Annotated in this window: 12 protein-coding genes and 1 pseudogene; 8 read left to right on the forward strand and 5 right to left on the reverse strand. The window is 41.1% G+C overall.

Going from position 1 to position 19087, the window contains the following annotated elements; all coding sequences use genetic code 11:
- The first annotated feature begins 4 nt into the window (after window positions 1–4).
- The 5 genes from OSCIL6407_RS0102015 to OSCIL6407_RS0102035 all read left to right on the forward strand — a co-directional run bounded on the left by OSCIL6407_RS0102015 (window position 5) and on the right by OSCIL6407_RS0102035 (window position 7065).
- A complete protein-coding gene (locus OSCIL6407_RS0102015; protein WP_019486869.1) occupies window positions 5–1600 on the forward strand; it encodes a hypothetical protein in 1596 nt (531 codons plus the stop codon).
- A gap of 74 nt (window positions 1601–1674) precedes the next feature.
- On the forward strand, window positions 1675–2532 hold the full coding sequence (locus OSCIL6407_RS0102020) for a M48 family metalloprotease (RefSeq protein WP_007354669.1): 858 nt from the start codon (window positions 1675–1677) through the stop codon (window positions 2530–2532).
- Between the two features lie 152 nt (window positions 2533–2684).
- Window positions 2685–3641, forward strand: a complete 957-nt coding sequence (locus OSCIL6407_RS0102025) for a lysylphosphatidylglycerol synthase transmembrane domain-containing protein (protein ID WP_007354668.1) — start codon at window positions 2685–2687, stop codon at window positions 3639–3641.
- Window positions 3642–3645: 4 nt separating this feature from the next.
- Window positions 3646–5415, forward strand: coding sequence for a hypothetical protein (locus OSCIL6407_RS0102030; protein WP_007354667.1), 1770 nt, complete (start codon window positions 3646–3648; stop codon window positions 5413–5415).
- 21 nt (window positions 5416–5436) lie between these two features.
- On the forward strand, window positions 5437–7065 hold the full coding sequence (locus OSCIL6407_RS0102035) for a glycosyltransferase family 39 protein (protein ID WP_007354666.1): 1629 nt from the start codon (window positions 5437–5439) through the stop codon (window positions 7063–7065).
- Between the two features lie 17 nt (window positions 7066–7082).
- On the opposite strand, the gene OSCIL6407_RS0102040 is transcribed toward OSCIL6407_RS0102035, so the two are convergent.
- On the reverse strand, window positions 7083–8003 hold the full coding sequence (locus OSCIL6407_RS0102040) for a glycosyltransferase family 2 protein (protein WP_007354665.1): 921 nt from the start codon (window positions 8001–8003) through the stop codon (window positions 7083–7085).
- A 105-nt stretch (window positions 8004–8108) separates the two neighbouring features.
- Between OSCIL6407_RS0102040 and OSCIL6407_RS0102045 the strand changes: the two genes are divergently transcribed.
- Window positions 8109–9767 (forward strand): hypothetical protein, encoded by a 1659-nt coding sequence (locus OSCIL6407_RS0102045; protein WP_019486870.1) that lies wholly within the window; start codon window positions 8109–8111, stop codon window positions 9765–9767.
- 219 nt (window positions 9768–9986) lie between these two features.
- Window positions 9987–11759: a hypothetical protein gene (locus tag OSCIL6407_RS0102050; protein ID WP_019486871.1), complete on the forward strand. Its 1773-nt coding sequence runs from the start codon at window positions 9987–9989 to the stop codon at window positions 11757–11759.
- Between the two features lie 310 nt (window positions 11760–12069).
- Here the strand turns inward: OSCIL6407_RS0102050 and OSCIL6407_RS0102055 are convergent, their stop codons facing one another.
- The 3 genes from OSCIL6407_RS0102055 to OSCIL6407_RS0102065 form a co-directional block, all read right to left on the reverse strand.
- Entirely contained in the window at window positions 12070–13197 is a 1128-nt protein-coding gene (locus tag OSCIL6407_RS0102055; protein ID WP_007356272.1) for a phosphodiester glycosidase family protein, read from the reverse strand.
- A gap of 39 nt (window positions 13198–13236) precedes the next feature.
- Window positions 13237–15774, reverse strand: coding sequence for a two-partner secretion domain-containing protein (locus OSCIL6407_RS0102060; protein WP_007356273.1), 2538 nt, complete (start codon window positions 15772–15774; stop codon window positions 13237–13239).
- 114 nt (window positions 15775–15888) lie between these two features.
- Complete coding sequence (locus OSCIL6407_RS0102065) at window positions 15889–17226, reverse strand: peptidylprolyl isomerase (protein WP_007356274.1); 1338 nt, start codon at window positions 17224–17226, stop codon at window positions 15889–15891.
- Between the two features lie 145 nt (window positions 17227–17371).
- Here OSCIL6407_RS0102065 and OSCIL6407_RS0102070 point away from each other — a divergent pair, with 145 nt between their 5' ends.
- A complete protein-coding gene (locus tag OSCIL6407_RS0102070) occupies window positions 17372–17920 on the forward strand; it encodes a peroxiredoxin (RefSeq protein ID WP_007356275.1) in 549 nt (182 codons plus the stop codon).
- A gap of 278 nt (window positions 17921–18198) precedes the next feature.
- Here OSCIL6407_RS0102070 and OSCIL6407_RS0102075 read toward each other — a convergent pair.
- Window positions 18199–19062 (reverse strand): annotated as a pseudogene (locus OSCIL6407_RS0102075) (prephenate/arogenate dehydrogenase); the annotation flags it as partial.
- Between the last annotated feature and the right edge of the window lie 25 nt (window positions 19063–19087).

Here is a 19087-nt window from a genome sequence, read left to right on the forward strand (position 1 = left end):
AGTTATGAATAGTAAAGATTTGTTTGCTCGTGAGGCAATAGCGCAAATTCATAAAATTTTGACGCTGTGCGATCGCAATCCTCATAGCCCTACTTACGGATGTTTTGACCGCAATTTTTGGCATTATAAAATCATAGATTTTCCCAGTGGAATGTCTCAGGAATTTGTTTGGCCTTTAGCCTTAGCTTACCAGACAAATATTGCCGATAATCCATTCTATCAACAGCCAATGATTCGCGAATGGGTAGAAGCTGGGATTATTTATGCTGCCCGTAGCGCTCACCGCGATGGTTCCTGCGATGATTATTTTCCCTATGAAAGAGCATCGGGGGCGGCGGCATTTTCTCTATTAGCTTGCATCGAAAGTTACACGCTGTTAAAATTGGAGAATGAGGAAATTTTGCAGTTTTTTGAGAGGCGGGCTGACTGGTTAGCAAATCATCACGAAAGCGGCAAACTTACCAATCATCAAGCTTTAATTGTCTTGTGTTTAGAATTGCTAGAAAGGTTATTGAATAGTTCCAAGTGGGATGTGGCAAAAAAACTGCGTTTAGAGCGAGTTTTTGAGTGGCAAAATCCCGAAGGTTGGTTTCAGGAATATGAAGGATGCGATCCTGGATATCACACTTTAACTATATCATGTTTAGCGCGTATTTATCAACTGAAGCCAGATCCTAGATTGAAAGATACGATTGTAAAGGCTGTGGAATTAGCCGCTCAATTCATTCATCCTGATGGTTCTTATGGTGGAGAGTATGCTAGTCGGAACACCTATAACTTTTTCCCGCATGGTTTTGAATTAGTCGGTCAATGGATGCCGGAAGCTTTACAAATTAACGATCGTTTTTTGACGGGATTAGCTAATGGTTTAGCTCCTTGTTACGCTGACGATCATATTATCGGTCATCATACTTGGAATTATTTATTAGCTTGGCGGGATTTCGTACCGGATAGATCGCAATCTATTGCCAAAAATGCTGCTAGTGTTTGGCTAAAAGAAGCTAAAATTTTGATTAAACGATGTGGGGATACTGAGCTTTATATGGCTTTGAATAAAGGCGGTACTTTCAAGCTATTTCGCAACGATCGATTAGTTGCTTCCGATACTCAATTTTCGCTCCAATTCCGCAAAAATGGTAAAATCAAGAATTCAGTTAGCCATTTAATAGGCGATTGCGAAGTGCAAGTTGAGGAGGATGAAATTACGGTTTCTGGACAAATGGGATGGGCAAAACAAACGCAAATGACACCCATAAAATTACTGATTTTACGGGTTGTTATGCTGACGTTTGGGCGTTTTTTCCCTAATTTAATTCGGAAAATTTTGCAGAAAATGTTGATTACTGGTAAACAAGATGCACCGTTTCGCTTTTGTCGCCGCTTGCGATGGGAAAATCAACAATGGCAGATTACCGATGAACTTTATGCTAAGTCTTGGGAAGGGGTGATTAGTGCGGGGATTGGCTGCGATCAAACTTCTATTTATGTGGTGATGAGTCGCACGTTTCAAAGAGGTCAATTATTACCTGGGCTTGACTTGACTGATGAAGTTAAAAAACTCGCTCCTGGTCAACCTTTGAAAGTGAAACGTCAGTTTTAAAGAGTAGCCTTTAGATAGATATTTTGTGAAATTTTTCATGATATTTTACTGACCAATGAATGAGGAGAGAAGCGGTGAGCAGACATCTATTTCGTTTTGCGATTGGGCTTTTAATCGCCTTTTTCGGTTTTATTAGTTACTTGACTACGACTGTGGAAAATCCGGTGACTGGGGAAAAGCAGCGAGTGCAATTGTCACCGCGCCAGGAAGTAGTGTTAGGACTGGAATCGCGATCGCAAGTAGCCTCTCAATTTGGCGGTCTTTACCCAGATCAAGCGCTTCAGGATTATATAGATCGCGTCGGAAAGCGCGTGGTACAGCAGTCTGCGGCATCCAAACTGGGTTATCCCTTCGAGTTTCACCTGCTGCGCGACCCTAAAACGGTGAATGCTTTGGCGCTACCGGGGGGTCAGGTTTTCGTAACGGTTGCCTTGCTGAGTCGGCTAAAATCGGAAGCGCAACTGGCGGGCGTGTTGGGGCACGAATCCGGTCACGTCGTTGGTCGTCACGGGGCCGAACACTTGGCCAAGCAAAGGCTGGGGGCGGCGTTGGTAACGGCTGTGGGGGTGGCCGCCAGTGACGATCGCGGCAACGGTCAGCAGGCCGCCGTACTCGCGCAAGCTGTCAACCAATTGGTCAGCCTGCGATACGGTCGTGACGACGAGTTGGAAGCCGATCGCCTCGGCGTGCGCTTTATGAGTCAAGCTGGTTACAATCCAAAGGCTTTGGCGGAAGTGATGCAGATACTTGAGACTGCCAGTGGTGGGGGAAGACAGCCGGAATTTTTGAGTTCTCACCCCAATCCTGGCAACCGGATTCAAACCATACAAAGTGCGATCGCGCAAGAATATCCAAACGGCGTTCCTGCTAATCTCGAAACTGGAAGCGATAACTTCACTCGCACCGTAATCCCCCGTTTGCAAACTCAGTGAAATTAAATCAAATCAAGTAGTATGATAACATAATACTAAATCCAGGTTTATTACCCCTTTTTCTTATAGTCCGCGTAGGCGGACTTTGTTTGTATAGCCGCGATTTCTAATCGCCCGGAAAAGTTTTTAAACCAATAGCGAAAAGCTAATTAATGAAACGATTAATTTCTCTGATTGTCAGCCTACTAATTCTAGCAGTCATCTACTGGAAAATTGATTTTGCTGGATTAATACAAGTCTTCCGAAACTGCGATCGCTGGTGGATGGCTATCAGCCTCAGTATGGTTGTACCACTAACAATGCTAACAGCTTGGCGGCTGCAACAACTAATGCCTGTGGGGGGCAAATTGGGGTTTGGTGAAGCAAATCGTCTCATCCTTGCTGCCAGCGTTTTAAATATGGTACTCCCCTCAAAAATGGGCGATATTGCCAAAGCTTATTTTATGAAACAGCGGGGACATTTAGATGGTTCGCTATCCCTGTCGCTGGTAGTATTTGAAAAAGCTTGCGATATGCTTTCTTTACTATTGTGGTGTGTATTTGGCTTGATACTTTATCCCCAGAAAGATTGGTTGTTTTGGGTAATGACTGCTGCTGTATCCTTGGGACTGATTACAGGTATAATGTTACTAGGTTCTCGTAAATTTGCCCAAATATTTTTTAGGATAGTATGCAAAATTTTACCTAAAAAATTCCGCTCTAAAATCGAAAAATTTCAGTTGTCTTGGCGGGAAATGCAGCAGTTTTTCTGGCAAGATAAAAGGCAACTATTGAAAATTACAACTACTTCTATTGTTATCTGGTTTGGCCACTTGCTGCAAATCTGGTTTTTTATCCTAGCACTCAATGCCTGGACACCATTTTTGGCAAATTTAGCATTATCTCCCTTAGCAATTTTAGCAGGGTTGCTACCACTAACATTTGCCGGAGTTGGCACTCGCGATGCTGCCTTGATCGCCTTTTATAGCCCTTATTTCGCTGCGCCCACAGCCGCAGCTTTGGGATTACTTTGTACTTCCCGCTATCTTTTGCCAGCGATAGGAGGTTTACCATTTTTAGGACAATATCTTGTTAGTATTCAAGATCTGCGAGAACTTAAAAACCAATAGTTATATGACAAAAATTCACCAATTTTTAATTTATACAAGCGGCAAATCCCGCTCAAATCTAATATTTTGGTTGAGCTTAAGCTTGACTTTTGCAGTTATTTATAGTATTCCGGGATTACAGCAGGCTTTTGGCAGTGAATATGTAGTGCAAGATGATGCAAGACAGCACGTTTTTTGGATGCAGCGATTTCTCGATCCGGGGTTATTTCCTAATGACTTAACTGCCGATTATTTTCAATCGGTAGCCCCCGTAGGATACAAAGCAGTTTATCAGATAATTGCTGCTTTAGGAATTGAGCCATTTTTGCTGCATAAATTGTTGCCAATAGTATTAGTTTTAATTGCCAATAGCTACTGTTTTGGTATTTGTATGGAACTATTGCCAGTACCTTTCGCCGGGTTTATGGCAACCCTATTTTTTAATCAAATTATTTGGCTGCAAGATGATATAATTTCCGCTACACCAGTAGCTTTTGTCTATCCATTATTTATGGCTTTTTTGTATTATTTACTGCGACGTTCTTTATTAGGTGTAGGAATTACAATCGCACTTTTAGGATTGTTTTACCCACAATGTATGTTAGTCGCAGCTACCCTCTTAATTCTCCGGTTAGTCGGTTATAAAGACAAGCAGTTTTATCTATCCAGCGAGCGAAAAGACTACTTATTACTCTTCTCAGGTTTAGGAATAGCAACTGCCATCTTATTAAGCTATGCCTTCAAATCCTCAGAATTTGGGAAAGTGATATCGGCGACTGAAGCTAAGACATTGCCAGCATTTTTACCTAAAGGTTGGTCGAGCTTTTTTTCTAATAATTTATCTAACTTTTGGCTATGCGGCAAACGTAGCGGTATGATACCTTCAGAGTGGTGCGTTTTAACAGATAAATTTTTTCCTCTTCCCATTCCTCCCCAAATTTTTTTAGGCTTGTCATTGCCTATTTTATGGCAATTTTCCTCTCGCTTTCCTTTAACCAAGTTGATAACTAAGAAAGTTATAATTTTGCCTCAACTAGCAATAGCATCTTTGACAATGTTCTTTATTGCTCATGCTTTAGTCTTTAAACTTCACCTTCCTAACCGATATACCGAGCACACTTCTCGGATGCTAATACCTATAATGGCAGGAATTGCCATAACCTTAATTATAGATGCCGTTTTTCACTGGGGAAAAGTCAAAACCGAACATAAAAAAGACCAGTTAAAGTTTTTTCCTTTAGTATTTTGCCTATTTTTAGCAGCGATCTTTTTGGGTTATCCTCATATTTTACAATCCAAAAATTATCCTTTCCCAAATACCCGTTATATCGCAGGTGGGTCTCCATCATTATACAAGTTTTTTGAGCAACAACCCAAAGACATTATTATCGCTTCCCTAGCGGAAGAAGCGAATAATTTACCCAGTTTTGCTAAACGCTCTATTCTGGCGGGTGGTGAAGGCTATGCTTTGCCTTATCATCCTCTATATTATAATGAGATTCGCCAGCGGACTGTTAATACGATCGAAGCACAATACAGTGCTAATATTAGTAAAGTTAAGGATTTTATCAATAAGTATGGAGTAGATTTTTGGCTACTAGATAAGAAAGCATTAACTGCGGAGTATGTGGCAAAAGTTCGCTGGTTAAAACAATATCAGCCGCTAGGCGATGAGGTTTTAATAAATCTAAAAGAGGGGAAATTTCCAGCGTTATCAAAAGTTATGAATAGCTGTAATGTTTTTGACACTGATAATTTAGTTGTCCTGCAATCAGAATGTATTATTAAATATTAACTTAGCCGCTCGAAAATTACTATGATTCATCGCAAATATTATTTTACCTGGCTGCAACCGTTACTAATTATTTTATTAATATTAGGAATATTTTTTCGATTTGTTAATCTTGACAAAAAAGTTTACTGGTACGACGAAACGATTACCTCATTGCGACTAGCTGGATACACCAAGGAAGAATTTACAGAGCAAGTTGCTGGCCCGATAATAGATATCCAAACTTTACAGAAATATCAGCGCATAAATTCTGAGCGAGGAGTTGTTGACACAGTAAAAGCTTTAGCAGTAGGAAATCCTGAACAGCCGCCACTTTATTACGCAATTGCATATTTTTGGAGGCAGCTATTTGGTGATTCAATAGCAGTCACTAGAAGTTTATCAGCGGCGATTAGTCTGTTAGTATTCCCTGGAATTTATTGGCTATGTTTGGAATTATTTAATCTACCAATTGTGGGATTAATAGCAACAGCACTTATAGCAGTCTCACCTTTTCACGTATTGTACGCCCAAGAAGCACGGGCCTATAGTTTATTTACAGTAATAATTTTACTATCTAGCTGTGTATTTTTACGAGCAATACGGCTGGAAACACACAGCGCTCTTTCCCAAAAACAGCGAATAATATGCTGGGGATTATACGCCATTACTATAACATTAGGGCTTTATTCTCAGTTACTTTTTATACTCGTAATAATGGGACATGGTATTTATCTATTCGCAACTGAAATAATGCAGTTAAAAACCCACCATTATTTTTCGTTACAGAAATTTACTGGTTATTTAATAGCAATTTTATCGGGAATAATCGCGTTTATTCCCTGGATAGTATGTATTGTAAATAATTTCTCAGAGCTAGGATGGGTAGCTAATAAAATCAACATCTTGACTTTATTAACTAGGCTAGCAATTAATATTACCTCTATTTTGTTTGACGTTCAAATTGGGACTAAAGAGCGTTTATTTGATGTAATTTCTGGCAAAGATAACGTTCAATTTGGAATGGATAACCTCTGGCTATATACGATCGTACCGACGCTGATTTTAGTAGGATACTCGCTAAAATTTCTATGTAAGAATACGCCTCAAGAGATTTGGTTATTTATATTAATTTTAATCTTATCTACAGCAACGCCATTAGTTTTTAAAGATTTAATTTCGGGTGGACAACGCTCTAGTATTGCTCGCTATTTAATCCCTTGTTACGTAGGTATCCAGTTAGCTATTGCTTACTTATTATCTAATAAAATTACCAGTAAAAATATTAACCAACAAAAATTGTGGCAAATAATAACTATGATTTTGATTTCAGGTGGGGTATTCTCCTGTGCAATTAGCAGTCAATCCGAGACTTGGTGGAACAAGTACAGCAGCTATTACAATCCCCAAGTAGCCAACATTATTAATCAAGCTACACAACCGCTAATCGTCAGCAGCAATGCAATCAGGCTAACTTCTCTCAGCTATTTACTAGAAAATAAAGTAAAACTACAGGTTGTTCCCGGAGAAAATTTACCCAAAATTCCTGATGGTTTCAGTGAGGTATTTTTATTTAACCCTTCCAAAAAATTGCAATTAAATCTTGAAAAAGACGATAATTACAAATTAGACTCTGTTTACCCCAATGGAAATCTCTGGCGCTTAAGTTTGTAGGAAAATTGTTTTTTATTTTACAATCTATCGCACCTTTTATCTATTAAATCCGCCAGTAGTGCAAACATCCCCAACTGAGTAGTAGCCACCAAAAGAATTAGGGTAGCTTCAGTTAAGTCACGCCGGACAAAAACATCTTGATACAGCGTAATCAAGAAACCCACAAAAAATACGAAAGCTACAGGCATAAACACCCTTAACGGTGCAAAATAAACCCCTGTCCTCAAGATTAAGTGCATGAAACGGATAGTATCTCGGATCGGCTTAATCTTGCTTTTGCCAACCCGATAGTGATAGTCTATTGGCACATAACGAACGATATAATTATTCGTCAACATTGCTACCGTAATTGTGGTAGTAAAACTAAATGTGTCCGGTAAAATCGTCAAAAATCTTTCGGCTACACTCTTACGAAATACACGCAACCCACTATTTAAATCAGGAATATTGCAATCTGTAATCCATTCAGCAAAGCGCACTAAAAACCACTTAGGAATTTTACGCAGATTTGAATAACGGACGTTTTCACCCGTTCTAGAACCGACAACCATATCAGCTTGCATTGCCAGCATTACTAATTCCGGTATCCGTTCATTCGGGTAAGTACCGTCAGCATCAGTAATCACAATTAAGGGGTATTTTGCATATCTAATTCCCGTTTTCAATGCCGCGCCATAGCCTCGATTTCGATTGTGTTCTATTACTTTGATATCTGTCCGAGATTGTAAAATCTCGCGAGTTCCATCTGTGGAACCATCGTTAACAACCAAAATTTCATACTTGCAGCTAGAAGATTTTAGAGTTGCTTGTAGCTGATTGAGGGTAGCTTCTACACCGCTTTCTTCATTGTAAACTGGGAGGATAAGAGAGAAAAATGGAGAGGTGACTTCTGAACTCTCGGAACTCGGATAAGACTCATCGATTAGACTTTCTGGCATAATTACCTTTTCATTTTGGACAACATCGGTTACATTTTATAGGGTTATGCGAATTTTTGATTTTTGATGGTCGATGGGAGGAAAGCGAGTGAGAGTGAGATTTTAATGCTGTCAATTATCAGAACTTATCCAGTAAGAGTTTGGTTCAGCCTTAGCTTGATAGTGGCCGCGATTTGCGGATCTTTGGGACTTCTACCAGCTTTTAGCAGCGAATATGTGGTGCAAGACGATGCGCGATCGCACGTTGTCTGGATGCTGCGATTTCTCGATCCAGAGTTGTTCCCTAGTGATATCATTGCCGACTATTTTCAATCACTTGCCCCCAGTGGATATACTGAACTTTATCATTTAATGGCAAAAATTGGCCTCAATCCTATTATTTTTAATAAGTTCTTACCGATACTGTTAGGATTAATAACTACCACATACTGTTTTGGGGTTTGTTTGCAGATATTGCCAATTCCCGTTGCGGGTTTCTTCGCTACACTATTGCTAAATCAAAATCTGTGGTTAAAAGATGATTTAGTTTCCGCAACACCGAGAGCATTCTTTTATCCGGTATTCATGGGATTTTTATACTATTTACTGCGACTAAATTTACTAGGTGTCGGAATTTCGATCGCACTTTTAGGGCTTTTCTACCCTCAAGGTGTACTAATATGTGCTGCCGTCTTAATTTTGCATTTTATCCGCTTTTTTCCTGAAAAAATCAATTTCAAATTTCTCTTTACTACTTTGGTAATTGCCATAGCCGTGCTGTTACCTTACGCTTTAAATTCCTCACAATTTGGCTCAGTAATCACAGCAGCAGAAGCAAGAATGCTCCCTGAATTTTGGCCAGGAGGAAGAGCTTCTTTTTTTACCGATAACCCTTGGGATTTTTGGATAACAGGCGATCGTTCCGGCTTTTTTCCTCGCGAGTGGCTATCTAAATTGGTTATCCCTCCCCAGGTTTGGGCGGGATTATTATTACCAATATTATTAAGATATCCCTCCACTTTTTCCTTGGTTAAACAACTTACTAGCCACATTGTAATATTGCCAGAATTAGCACTAGCATCGACAGGAGTATTTTTCGCTGCTCACGCTTTCGCGTTCAAACTACATCATCCTAGCCGATATACGCAGCATAGTTTAAGAATGTTGATGGCTATAGCAGGTGGAATCGCGATCGCCATCATCATAGATGCGATTTGCCAAAAAATTAAACTTCCAGTTTTTGCACTTTGTATTTTACCTTTAGCTTTGATTTACCCTAGCTTAACTAATAGCTTTCCCGTAACTAATTATGTAATCGGTCAAATACCTAGCTTGTATGATTTTTTGAGCAAGCAACCTAAAGATACGCTCATAGCATCTTTAGCTATAGAAGCCAATAATCTACCAGCTTTTGCCAAACGTTCAATTTTAATAGGATCGGAATATGCTTTACCTTACCACAAACTATACTATGCTGAAATGAATCACCGCGCTAATGATTTAATTAAAGCTCAATACAGCCCTAATTTAACAGAAGTGCAAAACTTTATTCAAAAGTATGGCATAGATTTCTGGCTGTTAGACTCGCAAGGCTTAACTCTTGAGTATGTGACTAAAAATCACCGGATTAGACAGTTAAACCCAGCGGCGGCGGCTGAGGTTAAAGAGAGTTTGGAAAAAGGAACTATACCTGCCTTGTCAAAAGTCACAGATCGTTGTACTGTTTTAAAAGCTAAAGATTTAATCCTACTTAAAGCTAAATGTATTGAAAAAATCAAAGGTTAAATTTAAGTAGGTAGACACAAATAAGCCTGGCTGTGTAACAGAATGTAAAGTTGCTATCGCCCCTGCGATTGCTAAGCCCTAACGGGCAGGCTACGCCAACGTTTCACTCGCAATGACATACTTATGTATTTTCCCGCTCATCTATTTACCCAAACAACCAACAACCAACAAATAACAACCAACAAATAACAACCAACAACTAACAACTAACAACTAACAATGTTAATCGCAAGCTTACAAAAATTTCTGACTACCCCACTTGAAAAAACATCGCGATCGCGAGTAATATTTTGGTTAAGCCTGAGCCTAACAGTTGCCGCACTTTATGGCATTATGGGCTTCAAAGAAGCCTTCGGTAGCGAGTACGTTGTGCAAGACGATGCGAGACAGCACGTATTCTGGATCATGCGGTTTATCGATCCGAGTTTATTTCCCAATGATCTAATTGCCGACTATTTTCAAGCTGTTGCTCCCGCAGGATACAAAATAGTTTACAAGCTAGCGGCGATGGCAGGGATTAATCCCCTTTTATTTCATAAAATCTTGCCGATGATATTAGGATTAATCTCTACTTACTACTGTTTTAGCATTTGCCTGGAAATGTTGCCAGTACCAATGGCGGGATTTATTGCTGCTTCAGTTTTGAATCAAAGTATGTGGATCACAGATGATTTAGCTTCAGCTACACCTAGAGCTTTTCTGTATCCGATATTTCTAGGATTTTTATATTATTTGTTGCGAGTCTCACTCTTACCCTGTTTGGCAACAATTGCCCTAATAGGACTATTTTATCCTCAATATGTATTTATTGCCTGTGGCATTTTAATTCTAAGACTATTCCACTGGAAAGATGGCAGTTTGCGCCTATCACCAGAGCGAAATAATTACATATTTTGCGGTACAGGCTTGGGAGTTGCTTTCTTTGTAATGTTGCCTTTTGCCTTAAATTCTTCTAAATTTGGCCCTACAATTACAGTGGCAGAAGCAAGACAATCGCGGGAGTTTTTACCAGGGGGACGCATCCCATTTTTTGAACTTCATCCTAAAAGTTTTTGGTTTACAGGTAAAGGTACTGGAATGTTTTCTAAGTCTTTATTTACGCCTGTAACTCACTGTGCGGGGCTTCTGTTTCCGTTGCTGCTACCATTTTCCTCCGCATTTCCTTTGGTAAAGCAGATTAAAAGCGGTATTTGGCTTTTACTTCAGCTATTATTAGCATCATTGACGATGTTCTTTCTAGCTCATGCTGTATTATTTAAGCTGTACGTTCCTAATAGATATACTTCCTACAGTTTCCGCATAATTATTGTTTTTATGACGGCGATCGCGCTAACTTTAATCATAGATGCTGCGCTACAATGGGCATCAGGAACAGAGGCAAAAGTTTTAATTCAAAATTCACCCTCATCATCACCCATTTTTAAGGGTAGATCCCAAATCAAAACTATAATTGCATTAGGTTTAACAGGAGTAATTGCTATTTTAGTTCTCCTCTATCCTTGCTTTGTTCCCGATTTCCCCAGAGTTGGGTATAAAACTGGGAGAATGCCAGCTTTATATGAGTTTTTTCAGCAGCAACCTAAAGATACATTAATTGCATCTTTATCTGAAGAAGCGAATTTTTTGCCGACTTTTTCCCAGAGGTCTATTTTAATTGGCAGGGAATATGGTATCCCATATCAAGTAGGCTTTTATCGCCAATTTCGAGAGAAGGCTCTTGGGTTAATTAGCGCTCAGTATAGTCCCGATATTGCAGTAGTAAAAAACTTTATTAATCAGTACGGGATTGATTTCTGGATGTTGGAGAAAAATGCTTTGACTCTTAATTATGTGGAGAAGTATGATTGGCTCAAAAACTTTGATTCAACCCCAGAGGTTGTTGCCGATCTTAAACAGGGTAAAACTCCTGCTTTAACACAGTATATGGAACGCTGTGCTGTTTTTCAAAATGAGGGTTTAGTGGTTTTAGCAGCGTCTTGTATTGCGAAATAAGAAGAAGGAAGAAGGAAGAAGGAAGAAGGAAGAAGGAAGAAAAATTTAGTTATCTAGGAGAGAAGGAAGAAGGAAGAAAAATTTAGTTATCTAGGAGAGAAGGAAGAAGGAAGAAAAATTTAGTTATCTAGGAGAGAAGGAAGAAGGAAGAAAAATTTAGTTATCTAGGGGAGAAGGAAGACTGTTTATACAGTCAGCTTGTTAGCCATCCCGATCTTATGTTTAATTACGTGGATTTACTTAAAAGGGAAATTCCTACTAATTTTAAAGTAAGGAATCTATCGTTAAAGAAGTTATTGTCTAATCCCACTTATCTAGGGTAAGAAGGCCGAGCACCTTTCTGAAAAGCTTCCCAAGATGCTTTAACTTCCTGTGGGGCAGGATAATTTTTATCATACACCACGATCGCATTCGTTAAATTGCGTCCCGGAGAAATCAAAATCTGTCCATTATGAGCCAAAGCAGTAGAAGCACCCCCATCTAAATTCATCGCTTCATAACATCCCATCGCCTTCATTACTTCTGCTTCCTCTGCCAACGAAAGGCTAGTTAAAAAAGTCACTAAATATAGCTCTTTTCCACTAGCAGGAAACCCAATAGCTGTTCTCGCTCCCACATTGAGAACATGAGGATCGGCAAATCCTTCTAACTTAGGTGCCAGCCAAATTTTACCCTGTTTTAATAGTCGGGGCCCACAAGTAATAGAAAACCAATGCTGGTTCCATTCTGGCTTGCCTTCCGATCGCGTTGTAATCATTTCCGGTTGATTTCCTACACGCAAACCCAAGGTTGTCCCATAATTTTCCCACTGGCTATACTTCAGAAATTTACCCGCTGACACCATATTACCCAACACCCATTTTTGAGAATCTTTGCCAAAAAATGTGCCATTGACAACTACTGCGCCCCGATAGCGCTCGACCATTTTTTCAAAAGCTTCGTCACCCTTAGAACTTTGAGAACTGTTAGCCATTGGTGCATTATTTGCTAGGCCAATAGTAATCAAAGTATCAGGGTCAGTCAAATCTATAGTTGTTTGATATAAAGGAACCCCCACCACGTTTTTTCGGCTCACTTGTATAGGTTGTCCTTTTTTAGCTGGTGCTACTTTTAATTGTGAGGGAGAAACAGTCGGTTGAGAATCGGGGTTTCTACGGATTTTTGGGATAGGAGCAGGAGGTAAGAGTTGAGGGTTTATACTGGCTTTGGGAAGAATGGAAGGGTTAGGCGGTGTTTTATGGTCTTGGCTGGCTTTTAAGGATGTCAGCCACGCGAGCATTTTTTGCATCAGTTGAATTGCGATATTAAGAGACTTTGAACGGTTTTCTGCAACTGATAAAAATATAGTTAATTGTCGGGCTGCGACTATTCCAATCACAAATAAAAATGTGCGGCGCAGTATTTTATTTTTGCCCTTTTGTTGGCTTGGAGGTGACATATAAAAAAATTTTAATTGCTAATTGTTACTTTTTCCAATTCAAGGGCCAACTTTCTGTCTGGGACAATGGTTATTAGGGATGCGATCGCTAGCAGTTACTTCTGCACCCGCAGGAAAATTAGCCACTAATTCTACTTCACCCCGAGCATTAGTTTGCCAGCCTACGGCTTCTACAAGGGATGGAATTTCTGGGACAGTAGTGACTGGGAGAGTCTTTGACGGTTCGTTGTGGGACTCAGGAGACTCTACGGCATAGTTTTGTAAATCCTGCCAGACAGTTTGACCTGGGAGGGTAGCAGTAGGTTCTTCTGGTAAGCCGCCTCGACCTGCGATCGTAAAGGTGTTACCTCCATCTGCGGCACATCCTTGAGCGATTTGTGTACTGGGGTCAACGATGTTTTCGGGTAATTGTACTAGACCCGAACTCGGATCGAGGTTGGGATTATTAATAGAGATGGTGCCGGAGACTCCGAAACTGGAGGAAGCAGTGATGCCACTGTCAGGGGAAGCGAACAAACCTTGGGTGGTGATGCGGATGTTGCCGCCGTTGCCTTGGAAGGCGTTGGCTGTGACTTTGCTACCTTCGAGAATGGTGAGGGTGTTGGTGTTGGCAGCCAAATTGCCACCGTTGCCGGTACCGGCGGCTTCGGCGGCGATTTGGCTGCCGTTACGGAGAATGGTATCGCCAGAAACTCGTAATTTGATGTTGCCACCGCTACCCGATGCGGTGGAAGCACTGAGTCTACCTTGGTTATTGAGCAGAATTTGTCGGGCGTTGATGTTGAGGTTGCCTGCCAGGCCTGTGCCTTGGTTGGCGACACTGACTCTAGCACCATCGGCAATAGTAAGTCTAGGGGTGTTGATGATGACGTTGCCGGAGTTTCCAGAGGGGCGATCGGGTAGTCCTAAAGCTCGACGAAGGACTTCAGGTACAATCAGAGCAGACGATTCTATGCGAGAAGGAAGTCCGTCTCCCTCTCCTTTGCCACTGACTTGTATAGAATCAGACGCATTGATAATCAAGGTTTCACCTGAACCTTTGGCTCCGGTAGAGGTGCTAATACTCCCGCCATCTCTGACTATCAGTCTAGATGTGTTAATGGTAACTGTACCTGCATTTCCTTCACTAATTGTTGCACTGGTAACAGCAGACACTTGCAAAAGTCTGGGAATAATTCCACTCACCGTGACAGAATCAGAAGCGTTGATGGTTATATTTCCCCCCTTACCAGTATTCACCGTAGCAGTGCTGATCACACCTCCATCCAAAACTGTTATCTGTTGAGCCAAAATTGCAAGATTGCCTGCATTTCCCGCACCCACAGTTGTAGTACCCAGAAAGCTGAAAAGATTTGGGTTCCTATTAGAAAAACCACTTACATTTACCGCATCAGAAGCACTGACAGACACATCCCCACTAGAGGCAGTTCCAAATGTTCTGGAGCCTATACCTCCACCGTCCGATGCCAGCAATGTTCTTGTAGCAATAGCGATCTTGCCACCCGCTCCATCTTTGAGAGTTTCATTAATCAACAGGCTGGGAAATGTTACCTGTGAGTTCGTGCCCGTCACTTGTAATAACTCAGTTGCATTTACAATCAGGTCTCCGGCTGGCTCTGAGCCTTGATTTTGAATTAAGCCAATAGAACCATCGCTGAGCCTTACTTCTCGTCCTACCATCTGGATAGAACCTCTCCCCAAGCCACTGGCATCGATCGCAGCTTGACCAGATAAATTAATATCCCGAAAACTTTCTACCCCTTGATAGCCTAACTTCCAACCTACATCAGTAGGTGTCAAACTCACTACAGCACTACTGATGCTCCCTAAAGCTATCTGTCCTTCTGCTGCTTTCAACACACCACCGCTTAGATTCACATCACCGCCTACTAAAGCTAAGGTGTTTCCAGATTTCACCTGCAAACCCCGATCGCTTTGTTGACTGCGATTAATTTGATTATTACGGATATTTTGGACTGTAAACCTATGTCCTACTCCTTCCACTCGAATTGCACCCGGATTTGCCCCCACCTGCAACCCTACTGGCACGTTCACCGTCAGCAACGGCGGTGCTTGAGGGTTAGTAGCACTGAAGGAGTTACCATCAGAGAATTGAATACTGTTTCCTGTAGAGCCAATAAAAGAGCCACCAATGTTTAACCGTGCATTCGGGCCAAAAATGATGCCACTGGGATTGATGAAAAATAAGTTAGCAGTTCCATTAGCTCGAATTAAGCCGTCAATATTAGAAATTTTTCCTCCTGTAACCCGACTGAAAATATTTTGAATATTACTAGCATTATTAAAAAAAGCTTCTGAACCAGTGGGGAGTGAAAACTCACTGAAACTATGGAAAAGATTGCTACCGGCTGACGTACCACCATTGATAGTTAAACTATTACCATTAGGAGCAATTGTAGAATTATTAGGAAGTGTGTTATCGGGGATAATTTGTGCTGTAACTCGACCGGAAAGTAAAGAGAAAGGTACAGCTAGTAGAAGAGCATGGTATAATTTTGTGTAGAAATATTTCGTATTCTCTGAATAGAAACATTTACGAATCTGACTTCGTGACATATCAAAAAGGTTAAGAGATTTGTGCTAAATTAGTTTAGTATAGCATAAGCATATCGCCTGCGTACAGATAGTAGCAGGCAATACGGCGACCTTAAAGTGCTATACAATTAACACTTAACCAATTCTGAGGGCTGCATCTCCTGGTGGTAAACTATCTGGAAGAGAGACATTAGTGCCATCAATAGCAAAAACTGAACTCTGGACAATTCCCGATGCAACATTTTGCACAATTCCCAAAGTAGAACCTGAAAATTGAATTAAAGTATCACTACCAGATTGAGTAAATGTCAGTCTTGATAAATTGCCCGTTACACCAATGCGATCGCCTTCTCCCGGATTGAAATCCAAAATTCTATCTGTTGTTGTATCCAGAGTTAAACCCTCACCTAATATCAGGACAAAGGTATCAGCACCACCTCCACCAGTGAGAGTATCGTTGCCTAAATCGCCGATGAGAATATCATTACCATCACCACCTGTTAAAACATCATTGCCTCTTCCTCCTCGGAGAAAATCATCTCCGGCACCGCCATCTAAACTATCATTGGCTTGATTACCACTGAGAATATCATTGCCAACACCCCCAGAGAGCGAATCATCATCTTTTCCTCCTCGGAGATAATCATCGCCACCTTCACCGCTGAGAGTATCGTTGCCTTGATTCCCGTTAATAACATCGCTAACACTTGACCCAGTTACTCTATCATTACCCGCACCAGCTTGAATACCGCTAGTATTTTGTTGAGAGTCTTGCACTGTGAGTTGAACAGTATCAGTTCCCTCAGATAATGTTGAGAATCTCAAAGGCAAATTTGCGAGATTGACTTTATTGATGAAATTATTCAACAAAGTATTATCTCTAATCACAGTTGAAACTCGACTGGGGATAATTCCTTGAACTACTTTAGCAGTAGAAATGCGATCGCCCTGCTGAATTTGATCGACTATATCTAACCCTTGCCTCACAGTTCCAAATACTGCATAATCGCCGTTCAAAGATGGCAAGTCTGCTAAAGCAAAATAAAACTGCGAAGAAGCAGAATCGAGAGCTGTAGCACGTGCCATTGCTATGACACCGCGAGTATGTGATAATTGTGGCTGTTGTGTAATTGTCTGATTGTAAACAGGTTGTGCGGCCCCTTGCGGCTTAATTTCTAAGGGAATTGTACGCACTTCGTTAGTATCTGGGTCAACAAAACCACCGGTTCCTAATTGACTTGCAGGAATGCTGGTATTTCGACTTTGGGGATCGCCCCCTTGAACCACAAAAGGATCGGGTTCGCGGATCACTCGGTGAAACATTACCCCTTCGTAAATACCGCGCTCAACTAGGTCAACAAAGTTACCTGCTGTAATGGGTGCGTCTGTCCCGTTGACTTCGATGGCAATCGGTTGGTTCTTGACCATCATTACTACGATCGCATTGCCTGATAATGGCTGTACTTCTGCCATTTGTTAATTTCTCCTTTGATTGATAAGTGTTTTAGGGGTTAAAAGCAATGCTTTTGTTTCCTCTTTGGTTTATTTAAACATTGCCTTTACTTATTTAATCAGATAACTGTAAACTTATTTTAAGTAGAGTTGTCCTTCGCAATTTATGACCTCCAGACGCAATTTTCTGAGCATTTTTTTTGCCATTTGTCTAGTCTTCCTTAGCTTAAATTTTGTTCCCCCTGCCCTTGCTCTCGGCGGCAAGCTGCCCGCAGTGAATCAACCTGCACCTGAGTTCACTTTGCCTACCAACAGCGGCAAGGGAAAAATATCTCTCTCTGATTATCGGGGGAAATGGCTAGTTGTCTATTTTTATCCTCAAGATTTTACCTCTGGCTGTACTTTGGAAGCTCGTAGATTTCAGCAAGATTTACCGAAGTATCGGGGTAAGAATACTGAAATTTTGGGTATTAGTGTTGATGATATCGAATCTCATGCTGAATTTTGCGACTCCGAAGGTTTGAAGTTTCCGCTGTTAGCTGATACTGATGGTAAAGTTAGTAAAGCTTACGGTTCTTGGATGAGTTTTATATCGGCACGGCACAGCTTTATTATCGATCCCGATGGTATTTTGCGGGAGACTTTTGTTAAGGTCAATCCGGCAATCCACTCTCAAGAAGTTTTAGCTCGTTTGGATGAATTGCAATCTACTTAATTTGTTAACTGTTAACTGTTAACTGTTAGTTGTTAACTGTTAACTGTTAACTGTTAGCAAATAGTTGAGCTTCACTTCGTTTTACCCAACCTACGGTTATTACTGTTGCCAAATTTTTGAGAATTGGCATGGTAACTAAATCTAGCTTAAATACCCCTTTATTTCTTAGTCCGCGCAGGCGGACTTCGTTTGTGTAGTAGCGATTTCAATCGCCGAATCATCTCTTAACAACTAATAACTAATAACTAATAACTAACAACTAACAACTAACAACTAACTTAAAATTCAAAATTTCCTCTTGCTTGTTGAGTTTGCTCAAGATTTTGTTGTAAAGCTTGCCAATCTTCCTGTTTAATGCTGTTAATTAATTCGTCGAGGTGTTCGCGGTAGGAGTTGAGCGATCGCAATAACTCCTTTTGGTTATACTTAGCCATCATCACTCCTAACTCAGGATTACCACCTCCCACCCGACTTGTATCGCGGAAACCCGAACTCGCCAACTGTTGTGCTAACCTGACAATATCAGGGTCAAATTCACTGGTACAAGCAGTAATTAGACTCGCACTGACCATTACAGGCAGGTGAGAAATCCAAGCAACTGCTCGGTCGTGGTCTTCTGGACGACACCGGTAAATTCGAGCTCGGAGCGATCGCGCAATCTCTTCTACCTTCTCCACTGCTAGCTTAGGCGTAGTCTGGGTAGGAGTAATTACATAAGGTCTGTCTACAAACAAATCTCGCACAGCAGCATCAATGCCACTTTCCGCCGTTCCCGCCATCGGATGTCCCCCGACAAAATTAGGCCAGAGTTCTGAGAGAGCCTGCACCACAGGCGCTTTTACTGAACCCACATCCGTTACAATGGCAGCAGAGGAAAGGTGGGGAACTAACTGTTCTACTGTGGATGCGATCGCACCTATTGGCGTACAAATAAAAATCACATCAGCGGTAGCCATTAAAGACAGACTCATGCTGGCATCATCTACAATTCCTTTAGCGATCGCTTTCTGACAGGTTTGTTCTCGCATCGATACCCCTAAAACTTGAAACCCAAGCGATCGCAAATCCCATGCCATCGACCCCCCAATCAAACCCAGTCCTACAATTCCAATATTCATGGGATATATTTTTAGTGAATATTTCTCCCAGTGCTCTCCCCTCCAGCAG

It is taken from the genome of Kamptonema formosum PCC 6407 (genome assembly GCF_000332155.1).
GTDB classification, from domain to species: domain Bacteria; phylum Cyanobacteriota; class Cyanobacteriia; order Cyanobacteriales; family Microcoleaceae; genus Kamptonema; species Kamptonema formosum.

Coding starts and splice junctions, on each gene's coding strand:
- OSCIL6407_RS0102015 (WP_019486869.1), top strand. CDS start 5: ATGAATAGTAAAGATTTGTTTGCTCGTGAGGCAATAGCGCAAATTCAT.
- OSCIL6407_RS0102025 (WP_007354668.1), top strand. CDS start 2,685: ATGAAACGATTAATTTCTCTGATTGTCAGCCTACTAATTCTAGCAGTC.
- OSCIL6407_RS0102030 (WP_007354667.1), top strand. CDS start 3,646: ATGACAAAAATTCACCAATTTTTAATTTATACAAGCGGCAAATCCCGC.
- OSCIL6407_RS0102035 (WP_007354666.1), top strand. CDS start 5,437: ATGATTCATCGCAAATATTATTTTACCTGGCTGCAACCGTTACTAATT.
- OSCIL6407_RS0102040 (WP_007354665.1), bottom strand. CDS start 8,003: ATGCCAGAAAGTCTAATCGATGAGTCTTATCCGAGTTCCGAGAGTTCA.
- OSCIL6407_RS0102045 (WP_019486870.1), top strand. CDS start 8,109: ATGCTGTCAATTATCAGAACTTATCCAGTAAGAGTTTGGTTCAGCCTT.
- OSCIL6407_RS0102050 (WP_019486871.1), top strand. CDS start 9,987: ATGTTAATCGCAAGCTTACAAAAATTTCTGACTACCCCACTTGAAAAA.
- OSCIL6407_RS0102055 (WP_007356272.1), bottom strand. CDS start 13,197: ATGTCACCTCCAAGCCAACAAAAGGGCAAAAATAAAATACTGCGCCGC.
- OSCIL6407_RS0102060 (WP_007356273.1), bottom strand. CDS start 15,774: ATGTCACGAAGTCAGATTCGTAAATGTTTCTATTCAGAGAATACGAAA.
- OSCIL6407_RS0102065 (WP_007356274.1), bottom strand. CDS start 17,226: ATGGCAGAAGTACAGCCATTATCAGGCAATGCGATCGTAGTAATGATG.
- OSCIL6407_RS0102070 (WP_007356275.1), top strand. CDS start 17,372: ATGACCTCCAGACGCAATTTTCTGAGCATTTTTTTTGCCATTTGTCTA.